Origin of the sequence: Micromonospora sp. RHAY321, assembly GCF_023896955.1 — a bacterium.
GTDB lineage: Bacteria > Actinomycetota > Actinomycetes > Mycobacteriales > Micromonosporaceae > Micromonospora.
Map to the genome: position 1 here is coordinate 99,750 of NZ_JAMHIW010000016.1, position 12,112 is coordinate 111,861.

A 12,112-nucleotide genomic window follows, 5' to 3' on the forward strand; every position below is an offset into this window, starting at 1 on the left:
CCGTGTCGTCCCTCCGAGACCGGGTGAAGCAGCTCGTGCCGACCCAGGTGACCAACCGGGTGAGAAGTTCCCTGGTCGACTACGCGGTACGCACCAGCGACCGGCGGCCGCTGCCGGACTTCCTCATCATCGGCACCAAACGGGGCGGCACCACCTCCCTGTGGAACTACCTGATCCAGCACCCGCTGGTGCCGCGCCTCTTCCCGGCCTGGAACACGAAGTCCTCGCACTACTTCGAGGAGAACTGGCACCGGGGCGAGGCCTGGTACCGGTCGCACTTTCCGACCGGGCGGCAGCGGGCGGCGCTGGAGAGCCGGCACCGCGGGCCGGTGCGGGTCGGTGAGGCGGCCCCGCTCTACATGTTCCACCCGCTGGCCGCGCAGCGCGTCGCCGCGCTGATGCCGTCGGTGCGGCTGATCGTGCTGCTGCGTGACCCGGTCGAGCGGGCGTACTCGCACTGGAAGGAGCGGCGGACGCACGGCATCGAGCCGCTGGACTTCGCCGACGCGCTGGCCGCCGAGGAGGAGCGGACGGCGGGGGAGCGGGAGCGGCTGATCGCCGAGCCGGAGTACGTCAGCGAGCCCTACGACTGGTACACCTACCGGGCCCGGGGGCGCTACCTGGAGCACCTGGAGCCGTGGCTGGACCGGTTCGACCCGGCGCAGATCCTCTTCCTGCCCAGCGAGGACCTCTACCGCGACGCGCGCGCCACCTACCGCCGGACGCTGGACTTCCTCGGGCTGCCCCCGCACGACCTGCCGAACTTCAAGGTCTACAACGACCGGCGGTCCGCCCCGCTGGACCCGGCGCTGCGCGCGGAGCTGACCGCGTACTACCGGCCGTACAACGACGCGCTGCGGCGGCGGCTGGCGCTGGACCTCGACTGGCCGGAGCGGGCGGCGTGACCACCCAGGTCACCGCGTGCACCGATCCGCGTTCCCGGAGCGACGGGCTGGGCTGGGTGACCCGGGCGGTCTTCGGCGACGAGCGCGTCGCGCTGACCGTCGGGGGCGACCCGCCGGCCGGTCACCGCCCGGTGGCCCGGTACGCGGTGGTCCCGTCGCTGGCCCGGGCACGGTTCCTGCTGCCGCTCGGCGCGCCCCGGGCCACGGCGGCGTCCCTGCTCGCGTACAACGCGCTGCGCCCACCGAGGGTGCGCGCGGTGCGGGCCGCGCTGGGCGGGCTGTCCCGTGTCGGCGCGCTACGGCGGGCCTTTCCCACCCTCACCGTCTCGGTGCCGGCCGGCGAGGAACCCGCCGAGCTGCTGCTGGCCGAGCGGCTCGCCGTCGCCCTCGGCGGCGCGCCGTTGTACGCGGCGTGCGGGGTACGCCCACCGGACCCGAACCACAAGCCCACCCTTCAGCTCTTCGCCCCCGACGGCCGGCCCCGCGGGTACGCGAAGATCGGTTGGAACGGTGCCACCCGGGCGCTCGTCACCGTCGAGTGCGCCGCGCTGCGCGCGTTGGCCGAGGTGGGCGATGTTCCCGACCACCCGGCGACACCCAAGCTGCTGGCCGGGCTCGACTGGGCGGGACAGGTGGTGGCGGTGGTCGAGCCTCTGCCGTCGCGGGTACGCGGCGTGCCGGTCACCGACCGGCCTCGGATCGCCGCGCTGCTGGCGGTGGCCCGCAGGGGACGCGCTGCGGCCCCGCCCCGCCCGCTGGCCGGCTCACCGTTCCTCGGTCGGCTGGCCGCCGAGGCTGCCCGGGCGGCATCGGCGGACCCGTCCGGCGCGCGGGCGGTCGCGGCGGTGGCGGGACTGGAACGACGGCACGGGCACACCACGGTCGAGTTCGGACACTGGCACGGCGACTGGGTGCCGTGGAACCTCGGCCTGCACGGCGGACGACTGGTCGCCTGGGACTGGGAGCACAGTGGGCAGGCGGTCCCGCTCGGCTTCGACCTGGCGCACGACGCGTTCCAGCGGGCTCTGGTGCTGCAGGCGGAACCGGCCGGCACGGCCGCGGGCGCCGTCGACGCCCAGCTCGACCGGTACGGCGACCGGTTGGGGCTCGGGCCGGCTCAGCGCCGCCTGGTGGCCGACGGTTACCTGCTGGAGATGTGGCTGCGGACGTGGCGGCTGGCCGACGGCGGAGCGGGTTGGAACGCCGCCCTGCACCCCTCTCTGCTGGACATCGTCGAGAAACGACAGACGGCATGATTCCGACAAACCGCCACGCCGGTTGACTGTTGACCACTGGCTGAGCGTGACGGAAGAATTGCTTGTCGTGACGGTGGTCGATGGACCATCGGGCGACCGGCGCGCCGGAAAGCCCGGCCGGGAGATCGAACGCTCGTCCGGTCGCCCTATACAACGGCCGGTCGGCCTGTGGTCTGCTTCAGCCTGGCGCCGACCGAAATTCCAAGCGAACTTGTGGGGAGTCGCGTGGACACGAGCACTGAGGACGGAGGGCCCCCGGTCCTGCTGCTGGTTGGTTCCAGCGGCGGCCACCTGGCCCAACTGCTGGCACTGCGGTCCTGGTACGAGAATCGGCCCCGATGCTGGGTCACCTTCGACACCCCGGAGGCGGTGTCGCTGCTCGCCGGGGAGGACCTGGTGCCGGCACACCACCCGACCACCCGGAACCTGCCGAACCTCCTGCGCAACGCGCTGCTCGCCTGGCGGGTGCTGCGTCGTCGGCGGGTCGCCGCGGTGGTCACCACCGGCGCCGGGGTCGCCGTCCCGTTCATCGTGCTGGCCCGGCTGCGCCGCGTCCCCACCGTCTACATCGAGGTGTACGACCGGATCGACACCCCCACGTTGACCGCCCGGCTCTGCCGGCCGTTCCTCTCCGCCATGCTGGTGCAGTGGGACGAGCAACGCCGGCAGTACCCGGAGGCGACCGTCGTGGGAACACTGCTGTGAGCGGGGAGGCGACCACCGGCACCGCACCCACCGCCCGATCCGCCGCACCCCGGCCCGTGCCGCACCCGGCCCGGCCCGCCCCCCGCCCGGAACCGGCGCTGGTGCCCCGCCAGCGGGACCGCGCCGACGACGCGCGGCTCCAACTGCTGGTCGCCGTCGGCACCGACAAGCACCCCTTCGACCGGCTGGTGAACTGGCTGGACGAGTGGCACGTCGAGGCTGCCGACCACGTCGGGCTCACCATCCAGCACGGGCACACCCGGGCCCCGGCGGTGCCCGGCGCGGTGCCGTTCCTCGGCCACGACGCGTTGCAGGCCGCGATGGCCGACGTCGACCTGGTGGTCTGCCACGGCGGCCCGGCGACCATCCTGGAGGCCCGCCGGCACGGTCACCTGCCCATCGTGGTCCCTCGCGACCCGGCGCACGGCGAGCACGTCGACGACCACCAACTGCTCTTCGCCCGCCGGCTCGGCGCGGCCGGCATGGTCGCGCTCTGCGAGACCCGTCAGGCCCTGCGCGACGCGCTGGCCGCCGGGCTGGCCGACCCGACCCGCTTCGCGGTCGCCGCCGACCCGCAGGCGCACGACGCGCGGCACGCGGCGGTGGCCCGGGTCGGGCAGATCGTGGACGCGCTGGTCGCCTCCGCACCCGGGCGACGCCGGGCGTGGTGGTTCCCCTGGGCGCGGACCGGGCGGGACCGATGACGCCACGACCCACGGTCAGTGTCGTGGTGCCCACCCGGGACCGGCCGGAGCTGCTCCGGGCCGCCGTCCGGGCCATCCTCGACCAGGACCATCCCGGCGCCGTCGAGGTCGTGGTGGTGCACGACCACTCCGACCCGGACGCGTCGCTGGCCGAGCTGTCCCGGCCGGACCGTGTCGTCCGGGTGATCCGCAACGGCCGCACTCCCGGGCTGGCCGGGGCGCGCAACTCGGGGACCCTGGTCGCCGAGGGTGAGCTGATCGCGTTCTGCGACGACGACGACGAGTGGTTGCCGGGCAAGCTCTCCGCCCAGATCGCCGCGCTCGCCGCCGCGCCGGAGGCCGAGTTCGTCAGCTGCGGCATCCGGGTCAGCTACGACGGCCACACCGTGGACCGGGTGCTCGACCTCGACCGGGTCGCCCTGGCCGACCTGCTCCGGGACCGGATGACCGAGCTGCACCCGTCCACCTTCCTGATCCGCGCCGCGGCCCTGCGCGACGGGTTCGGGCTGGTCGACGAGGAGATCCCGGGCAGCTACGCGGAGGACTACGAGTTCCTGCTCCGGGCCGCCCGCAGCGCCCCGCTGGTCAACCTGCGCACCCCCTACGTGCTGGTGCGCTGGCACCAGCGCTCGTACTTCGCGCAGCGCTGGGACACCATCTCCGAGGCGTTGCAGTGGCTGCTGGATCGCTACCCGGAGTTCGGCACCCAGCCGGCCGGCGAGGCGCGGGTCACCGGGCAGATCGCCTTCGCCCGGGCGGCGTCCGGTGACCGGCGGGGCGCGCTGCGCTGGGCGCGGCGCACCATCCGGCGCAACCCGCGGGAGCCACGCGCCTACCTCGCACTGGCGGTGGCCGGCCGGATGGTCCGGGCCGACGCCGTCCTGCGCACCCTGCACAAGCGGGGCCGGGGCATCTGAAGCCCGCGCCCACCGACCTGCCGACCGGTTCGCCGCGCGAACCGCCCCCCGACACAGCAGACAAGGATGCCGCTCATGGCACTTCACTCGCTCCGGTTCCGCCTGGTCGACTCACCGACCTCACTCGGTGCGAAGCGCCGGGCGCGGCGCGCCGCCTGGCTGTCGGACACGTTCCCGCACCTCGCCGAGATGAACGTCCTCGACCTCGGAGGGCGCGTGGAGAGCTGGGCCCGGGTGCCCGTCCGTCCGGCGCGCGTCCACGTGGTCAACCTGGAGCCGCTGCCGTCGGAGCTGCCCGACTGGGCCGAGGCGGACCACGCCGACGCCTGCGAGCTGCCCAAGAGCATCCTCAGCCGCCGCTACGACCTCGTCTTCAGCAACAGCGTGCTCGAGCACGTGGGCGGGCACGAACGCCGCCGGCGCATGGCGGAGGCGATCCGCGAGCTGGCGCCCGCGTACTGGGTGCAGACGCCGTACCGGTACTTCCCGGTCGAGCCGCACTGGGTGGCGCCCGGCATGCAGTTCCTGCCGGTGCCGGCGCGCGTGGTCGTGGCGCGCAGGTGGCCGTTGGCCTACACCCCGGGCAAGTCGTACGAGGCGGCCATCCGGCAGGTCCTCACCACGGAACTGATCGGCCGGGCGGAGATGCGGCACCTCTTCCCGGACGCCACCATCCGCAACGAGCGGCTGTTGGGCCTCACCAAGTCGCTGATCGCGCACCGGGGCTCGTGACGGCTTCCGCGCCGCCCGACGCGGCCCGGCCCGGCAGCCGCCGGTCGTCCGCAGGGCGGGACGCGGCGGGCAGCGCACCGGGCCGGTGGCCCGCCGTGACAGACTGACCGCTGTGTTGCGCTGGTTGACTGCAGGTGAATCGCACGGCCCCGCCCTCGTCGCGCTGCTGGAGGGCGTGCCGGCCGGTATCGAGGTGACCACCACCGAGATCGCCGACGAGCTGGCCCGCCGGCGGCTGGGCTACGGCCGCGGCGCCCGGATGTCGTTCGAGCGGGACGAGGTCGAGGTGCTCGGCGGCCTGCGGCACGGCGTCAGCCTGGGCAGCCCGGTGGCGATCCGGGTGGGCAACTCCGAGTGGCCGAAGTGGCAGACGGTGATGGCCGCCGACCCGGTGGACCCCGACGAGCTCGCCCGGCAGGCCCGCAACGCGCCGCTGACCCGTCCCCGGCCCGGCCACGCCGACCTGGCCGGCATGCAGAAGTACGGCCACACCGACGCCCGGCCGATCCTGGAGCGCGCCAGCGCCCGGGAGACCGCCGCCCGGGTCGCCGTCGGCACGGTCGCCAAGGCGCTGATCCGCCAGGCGCTCGGCATCGAGATCGTCTCGCACGTCGTCGAGCTGGGCCCGGTGGCCGCGAAGCCCGGGCTGCGCCCCACCCCGTCCGACGCCGCCCGGATCGACGCCGACCCGCTGCGCTGCCTCGACCCGGAGGCCAGTGCCCTGATGGTCGCCGAGGTGGACGCCGCGAAGAAGGCCGCCGACACCCTCGGCGGCGTGGTCGAGGTGCTGGCGTACGGGGTGCCGCCGGGCCTGGGCAGCCACGTGCAGTGGGACCGCAAGCTCGACGCCCGGCTCGCCACCGCGCTGATGTCGATCCAGGCGATCAAGGGCGTGGAGATCGGCGACGGCTGGCAGCAGGCCCGCTCCCGTGGCTCCGAGGCGCACGACGAGATCATCCCGTCGGCCACCGGTGTCCGCCGGGTCACCGACCGGGCCGGCGGCCTGGAGGGTGGCATCACCACCGGCGAGCCGCTGCGGGTCCGTGCCGCGATGAAGCCGATCTCGTCGCTGAACCGGGCCCTGGCCACCGTGGACATCACCACCGGTGAGCCGGCCACCGCGATCAACCAGCGCTCGGACGTCTGCGCCGTGCCGGCCGCCGCGGTGGTCGCCGAGGCGATGGTCGCGCTGGTGCTGGCCGAGGCGGCCACCGAGAAGTTCGGCGGGGACTCGGTCGGCGAGATTCGCCGCAACCTGACCGGCTACCTCGACGCGCTGGTCATCCGCTGATGGCGCCGGTCGTCGTGCTGGTCGGCGCGCCCGGCTGCGGCAAGACCACCGTCGGGCGGGCGCTCGCCGAGGCCCTCGGGGTGGAGTTCCGCGACACCGACACCGACATCGAGGCGATGGCCGGCAAGCCCATCCCGGAGATCTTCATCGACGAGGGTGAGGAGCACTTCCGTACCCTCGAACGGGCCGCGGTGGCCGCGGCGCTCGCGGCCAGCCCGGGGGTGCTCGCTCTGGGCGGTGGCGCGGTGCTGGCCGAGGAGAACCGGGCCGCCCTGGTCGGGCACCGGGTGGTGCACCTGTCCGTCGAGCTTCCCGACGCGGTGAAGCGGGTCGGGCTCGGTGCCGGTCGGCCGTTGCTCGCGATCAACCCACGGGCCACCCTCAAGCACCTGATGGACCAGCGCCGGCCGCTCTACGCCGAGGTGGCCACCGTGACGGTGCGCACCGACGGTCGGCCCCCGGAGGAGATCGTCGCCGAGATCACCGAGCTGCTGTCCCGCTGAGGCCGGCCCGCCCGGCCGATCGACCGGGGCGGGCCGACCCGTCCTCCTCAGCCGCGAGCGACGGTGTCGAGCACGTCGGCCAGGGCCTTCGGCTCGCTGAGCATCGGCCAGTGCCCGGTCGGCAGCTCGAACAGCCGACCACCGGTCAGCCCGGCGAAGAACGGGTGTCCCTCGCCGATCATCTGTTCCACCACCGTCAGCGGGAAGGTGCTGGCCACCAGCGCGGTCGGCACCGGACGGCCGCCGGTGCGCCGCACCGGGTCGGTCGCCGCGCGCAGGGGCTGCGGGGTGGCCCGGGCGCGCAGCAGGGCCAGGGTCGGTTCGTCCAGGCCGGCCAGGTTGGCGGGGTCGGCCGCCGGGTCCCACGCCGGCGGCGGCAGCAGGTGACCGGTGCCGATCGCGGCCCGCAGCGCCTCCTGCTCCTCCGGTGGCACCGTGTCGAACTGCGCCGTGCCGTCCGGCAGCGGCCCGCTCTCCACGTAGACCACCCGGGCGATCCGGTCCGGGATGCGGTCCGCCGCCTGGGCGACCGGCATGCCGCCGCCGGAGTGCCCGACCAGCAGTACGTCGTGCAGGTCCTCGACCTCGATCAGCCGGACGATGTCGGTGGTGTGCGTCTCCAGCCCCACCTCCGGTCCGGCCAGGTGGTCCCGCTCGGCCAACCCGGTCAGCGTCATCGGGTACACCTCGTGCCCCTGCGCCCGCAGCGCGGCGGTCACCTCGCGCCATGCCCAGGCACCCAGCCAGAACCCCGGTACCAGCACGAACGTCGCCATCTGTCGCTCCTTCTCTCGGGTATGGACACGACCGTACGATTGCAACCGGACAGAATCCGCCCGGTTTGGAGGAGTGGCCCGTGTCACATCCCGCCGCTCGCGTGCTGGGCCTGCTCGAACTGCTGCAGACGCGGCACCGGTCGACCGCCGCCGAGCTGGCCGGCCAGCTCGGCGTGGACGAGCGGACCGTGCGCCGGTACGCCGCCACCCTGGTCGAGCTGGGCATCCCGGTCACCGCCGACCGGGGTCGTTACGGCGGCTACCGGCTGCGGCCCGGGTTCAAGCTGCCACCGCTGATGCTCACGGACGACGAGGCCATGGCCGTGCTGCTCGGTCTGGTCGTCGCCGAACGGGTCGGGCTGGGCACCGAGCAACCCGCCACCGCCACCGCCCTGGCGAAGATCCACCGGGTGCTGCCGGCGGCGCTCGCGGACCGGCTGGCCGCCGTGCAGGAGCACCTCGGGTTCACCCTGCGCCGACCCGAGCCGGGGCGGCAGCCGGCGTCGGGCACCCTGCTCACCCTGGCCTCGGCCGCCCGGCACCGGCAGCGGGTGGCGCTGGACTACCGCTCCTGGCGGGGCGAGCGGTCACACCGTGAGCTCGACCCGTACGGGCTGGTCTTCCACGCCGGCCGCTGGTACGTCACCGGCCACGACCACCGGCGTGGGCAGATCCGCACGTTCCGGCTGGACCGGGTCGACGCGGTGACGCCCGGCACCGCGACGTTCACCGTGCCGGACGGCTTCGACCCGGTGGCCCGGGTGACACGGTCGCTGGCCGCCGTGCCGTACGCGCACGAGATCGAGGTGCTGCTGGAGACCGACCTGGTCGCCGCCCGCCGCCGCGTCCCGCCCAGCGTGGCCGAGCTGACCGCCACCACCGACGGCGTGCTGCTGCGCACCCGGGTGGAGAGCCTGCCCGGCACGGCCGCGTTGCTCGCCGGGCTGGGCTGCCCGTTCACCGTGCGACACCCCGACGCGCTGCGCGCCGCGGTGGCCGAGCACGCCCGGCTGCTTGCCGAGTGGGCCGCCCGGCCAGCAGGTGGGCAGCTACCCTCACCGCGGCCCCCGCTGGACTAGGCTGCCGGCGATGGACGAGGTGACCCGGATTCCCGTCGGCGGCGAACGGCCGTACGACGTGCTGGTCGGACGCGATCTGCTGGACGCGCTGCCCGGGCTGCTGCCCGGCGCGACCCGAGCGGCGGTGCTGCACGCGCCCCCGCTGAAGGCGCTGGCCGACGCGATCGGCGAACGGCTGCGCGCCGCCGGCGTCGAGCCGCTGCCGATCGAGGTGCCTGACGCCGAGGCGGGCAAGCACATCGACGTCGCCGCCGCGTGCTGGGACCGGCTCGGCTCGGCGGGATTCACCCGTACCGACGCGGTGGTCGGGGTCGGCGGTGGCGCGGTGACCGATCTGGCCGGCTTCGTCGCGGCCTGCTGGCTGCGCGGCGTGCGCTGGGTGCCGGTGGCCACGTCGCTGCTGGGCATGGTGGACGCCGCGGTGGGTGGCAAGACCGGGATCAACACGGCCGCCGGCAAGAACCTGGTGGGGGCGTTCCACCCGCCGGTCGGTGTCCTGGCGGACCTGGCCACGCTTGACAGCCTGCCCGCGACCGACCTGGCGGCCGGGCTGGCCGAGGTGGTCAAGTGCGGCTTCATCGCCGATCCGGCGATCCTGGACCTCGTCGAGCGTGACCCGGCCGCGGCCACCGATCCGCGCGGGCCGGTGGCCCGGGAGCTGATCGAGCGGGCGATCCGCGTCAAGGCCGACGTGGTCGCCGGCGACCTGCGGGAGTCGGGCCTGCGGGAGGTGCTCAACTACGGCCACACGCTGGCCCACGCGATCGAGCAGGTCGAGGGCTACCGCTGGCGGCACGGCCACGCCGTCGCCGTCGGCCTGGTGTACGCCGCCGCGCTGGCCCGGCTCGCCGGCCGGCTGGACGCGCCAACCGCCGACCGGCACCGCAGCGCATTGGCCGCGCTCGGCCTGCCGGTGAGCTACCCGGCCGACGCCTGGCCGAAGCTGCTGGCCGTGATGCGGGTGGACAAGAAGGCCCGGGGCAGCCTGCTGCGCTTCGTGGTGCTGGACGGGCTGGTCCGCCCGGGGATGCTCGAGGGTCCGGACGACGCGCTGCTCGAAGCCGCCTACCGCGAGGTGGGTGGCCGGTGAGGGTGTACGTCCTGAACGGCCCGAACCTGGGCCGGCTGGGCACCCGCGAGCCGGCGGTGTACGGCTCGACCAGCTACGCCGACCTGGTGGCGCTCTGCGAGCGCACCGGCGAGGAGTTGGGGCTCGACGTGACGGTCCGGCAGACCGACGCCGAGCACGAGCTGCTGGGCTGGCTGCACTCCGCCGCCGACGAGGGTGCCGCGGTGGTGCTCAACCCGGCTGCCTGGTCGCACTACTCGTACGCGGTGCGGGACGCCTGCGCCATGCTGCGCGGGCCGCTGGTGGAGGTGCACCTCTCCAACATCCACGCCCGTGAGGAGTTCCGGCACCACTCGGTGGTCTCGGCGGTCGCGACGGGTGTGATCTGCGGGCTCGGTATTGACGGATATCGACTTGCTCTGCACCATTTGGCCGTTCGCGCCACGGCCGCCGACTGAAGCGCACCGAGCGGGGGTCGGGCGATTCGACGCAGCTAGTAGACTCGCAGGGTCTGTCCGCCAATTGATGATCAAGGCAGGAAATGGCCTCCACCAACGACCTCAAAAACGGCCTGGTACTCAACCTGGACGGCGAGCTCTGGGCCGTCGTCGAGTTCCAGCACGTCAAGCCCGGTAAGGGTGGTGCGTTCGTGCGCACCACGCTGAAGAACGTGCTGTCCGGGAAGGTGGTCGACAAGACCTTCAACGCGGGCACCAAGGTCGAAACCGCGACCGTGGACAAGCGCACGATGCAGTACCTGTACGCCGACGGCGAGGATTACGTCTTCATGGATCTGGAGACCTTCGACCAGATCACCGTCCCCGGCGGCACGGTCGGCGAGGCGGCCAACTACCTCCTCCCCGAGGCCGAGGCGACCGTCGCCACGCACGAGAGCGTCCCGCTCTACATCGAGCTGCCCACCAGCGTGGTGCTGGAGGTCACGTACACCGAGCCGGGTCTGCAGGGCGACCGGTCGACCGGCGGCAACAAGCCGGCCACCGTCGAGACCGGCGCGACCGTGCAGGTGCCGCTCTTCATCACCACCGGCGAGAAGATCAAGGTCGACACCCGCGACGGCCGTTACCTCGGCCGCTCCTGATGGCTGAGGGTCCCAAGCAGCAGATGCCGGCGCGCCGCAAGGCGCGCAAGCGGGCGCTGGACGTCCTCTACGAGGCCGACCTGCGGGACCGGCCCCCGGTGGAGGTGCTCGCCGGCTACCTCCAGCGGATCGAGAAGCCCGCACCGGAGCACCTGGGCTACGCGGTGGGCCTGGTCGAGGGTGTCGCCGAGCACCTGAACCGGATCGACGAGCTGATCGCCAGCTACGCCGAGGGCTGGACGTTGGAGCGGATGCCGGTGGTCGACCGCAACCTCGCCCGCATCGCGGTCTACGAGCTGCTCTACGTCGACGAGATCGACGACGCGGTGGCGATCAGCGAGGCCGTCGAGCTGGCCCGGCAGATGTCCACGGACGACTCGCCGCGCTTCCTCAACGGCATTCTCGGGCGGATCGCCGAGTACGCCACCCGCTGAGCCACCGCTCAGCTCCCGTACGACGAAAGGGCCCGTGCCGGATGGCACGGGCCCTTTCGGTGGATCGACTGCTCAGGAGGCGAAGAACGCCCGCGGGTCGGCGACCAGCACACCGTGCTCGGTCAGCCGCTCGATCAGACCCGACGGCGAGGCGTCGTAGACGATCGCGAGCGCCCGCAGGTCGTCGGCGCGGATGGAGAGCACCCGGCCGTTGTAGTCACCGCGCTGCTGCTGGATGGCACGGGCGTAGCGGGCGACGTAGGCCAGGTCCTCGGAGGCCTCGTCGTAGAGCCGCTCCAGGTCCAGGACGATCTTGCTGGTTGGCTCGTGACGGACCCCACTGCCGTCGGGCAGCAGCTCCGAGACGGGGACGCGGTAGAACTCAGCCAGCTCGGCCAGGCGGGACACCGTCACGGCCCGGTCGCCGCGCTCGTACGAGCCGACCACCACGGCCTTCCACCGCCCGTTCGACTTCTCCTCCACGCCCTGCAGGGACAGACCCTGCTGCTGGCGGATGGAGCGCAGGCGGGCGCCCAGCGACTTGGCGTATTCAGAGGGCATTCGGACACTCCCAGTGCTGCTCGGGGTTCTCCCGTCGATCGCTACGGAGCGTGACGGTACGGGGATTGCGACACCTGGTCA

At 73.6% G+C, this 12,112-nt stretch carries 15 protein-coding genes; 13 read left to right on the forward strand and 2 right to left on the reverse strand.

From position 1 onward, the window contains the following. Positions 1 to 2 precede the first annotated feature (2 nt). The 8 genes from M8C17_RS25970 (at position 3) to M8C17_RS26005 (ending at position 7,013) form a co-directional block, all read left to right on the forward strand. Positions 3 to 905 carry a sulfotransferase domain-containing protein gene (locus M8C17_RS25970; RefSeq protein ID WP_252419176.1) on the forward strand — a complete coding sequence of 301 codons (903 nt, stop codon included), beginning with the start codon at positions 3 to 5 and terminating at the stop codon, positions 903 to 905. Continuing rightward, positions 902 to 2,161 (forward strand): hypothetical protein, encoded by a 1,260-nt coding sequence (locus M8C17_RS25975; RefSeq protein ID WP_252419177.1) that lies wholly within the window; start codon positions 902 to 904, stop codon positions 2,159 to 2,161. The genes M8C17_RS25970 and M8C17_RS25975 overlap by 4 nt, the downstream gene beginning before the upstream one ends. A 225-nt stretch (positions 2,162 to 2,386) precedes the next feature. After that, positions 2,387 to 2,866: a UDP-N-acetylglucosamine transferase subunit ALG14 gene (locus M8C17_RS25980; protein WP_252419178.1), complete on the forward strand. Its 480-nt coding sequence runs from the start codon at positions 2,387 to 2,389 to the stop codon at positions 2,864 to 2,866. A gap of 98 nt (positions 2,867 to 2,964) precedes the next feature. Next, positions 2,965 to 3,570 (forward strand): glycosyltransferase, encoded by a 606-nt coding sequence (locus M8C17_RS25985; protein WP_252419226.1) that lies wholly within the window; start codon positions 2,965 to 2,967, stop codon positions 3,568 to 3,570. Beyond that, positions 3,567 to 4,487, forward strand: coding sequence for a glycosyltransferase family 2 protein (locus M8C17_RS25990; RefSeq protein ID WP_252419179.1), 921 nt, complete (start codon positions 3,567 to 3,569; stop codon positions 4,485 to 4,487). Before M8C17_RS25985 ends, M8C17_RS25990 begins: the two co-directional genes overlap by 4 nt. Before the next feature lie 75 nt (positions 4,488 to 4,562). Continuing rightward, the gene (locus M8C17_RS25995; RefSeq protein ID WP_252419180.1) at positions 4,563 to 5,219 is read left to right on the forward strand and encodes a class I SAM-dependent methyltransferase; all 657 of its coding nucleotides are present in this window, start codon (positions 4,563 to 4,565) and stop codon (positions 5,217 to 5,219) included. Between the two features lie 112 nt (positions 5,220 to 5,331). Beyond that, entirely contained in the window at positions 5,332 to 6,510 is a 1,179-nt protein-coding gene (gene aroC / locus M8C17_RS26000; protein ID WP_252419181.1) for a chorismate synthase, read from the forward strand. Then, on the forward strand, positions 6,510 to 7,013 hold the full coding sequence (locus M8C17_RS26005; RefSeq protein WP_252419182.1) for a shikimate kinase: 504 nt from the start codon (positions 6,510 to 6,512) through the stop codon (positions 7,011 to 7,013). The genes aroC and M8C17_RS26005 overlap by 1 nt, the downstream gene beginning before the upstream one ends. Before the next feature lie 47 nt (positions 7,014 to 7,060). Here M8C17_RS26005 and M8C17_RS26010 read toward each other — a convergent pair whose 3' ends face one another. Next, entirely contained in the window at positions 7,061 to 7,789 is a 729-nt protein-coding gene (locus tag M8C17_RS26010; protein WP_252419183.1) for an alpha/beta fold hydrolase, read from the reverse strand. A gap of 80 nt (positions 7,790 to 7,869) precedes the next feature. On the opposite strand from M8C17_RS26010, the gene M8C17_RS26015 reads away from it, so the two are divergent. From M8C17_RS26015 to nusB, 5 genes are all read left to right on the forward strand, one after another. Beyond that, complete coding sequence (locus tag M8C17_RS26015; RefSeq protein WP_252419184.1) at positions 7,870 to 8,868, forward strand: YafY family protein; 999 nt, start codon at positions 7,870 to 7,872, stop codon at positions 8,866 to 8,868. Positions 8,869 to 8,878: 10 nt separating this feature from the next. Then, complete coding sequence (aroB, locus tag M8C17_RS26020; RefSeq protein ID WP_252419185.1) at positions 8,879 to 9,958, forward strand: 3-dehydroquinate synthase; 1,080 nt, start codon at positions 8,879 to 8,881, stop codon at positions 9,956 to 9,958. Continuing rightward, complete coding sequence (gene aroQ, locus M8C17_RS26025; protein ID WP_252419186.1) at positions 9,955 to 10,395, forward strand: type II 3-dehydroquinate dehydratase; 441 nt, start codon at positions 9,955 to 9,957, stop codon at positions 10,393 to 10,395. Before aroB ends, aroQ begins: the two co-directional genes overlap by 4 nt. 83 nt (positions 10,396 to 10,478) lie before the next feature. Further along, positions 10,479 to 11,036 (forward strand): elongation factor P, encoded by a 558-nt coding sequence (gene efp, locus M8C17_RS26030; protein ID WP_210917934.1) that lies wholly within the window; start codon positions 10,479 to 10,481, stop codon positions 11,034 to 11,036. Positions 11,037 to 11,059: 23 nt separating this feature from the next. Continuing rightward, positions 11,060 to 11,470 (forward strand): transcription antitermination factor NusB, encoded by a 411-nt coding sequence (nusB, locus tag M8C17_RS26035; protein WP_252419227.1) that lies wholly within the window; start codon positions 11,060 to 11,062, stop codon positions 11,468 to 11,470. A 72-nt stretch (positions 11,471 to 11,542) separates the two neighbouring features. Here the strand turns inward: nusB and M8C17_RS26040 are convergent, their stop codons facing one another. After that, the gene (locus M8C17_RS26040; protein WP_007458348.1) at positions 11,543 to 12,031 is read right to left on the reverse strand and encodes a transcriptional regulator; all 489 of its coding nucleotides are present in this window, start codon (positions 12,029 to 12,031) and stop codon (positions 11,543 to 11,545) included. Between the last annotated feature and the right edge of the window lie 81 nt (positions 12,032 to 12,112).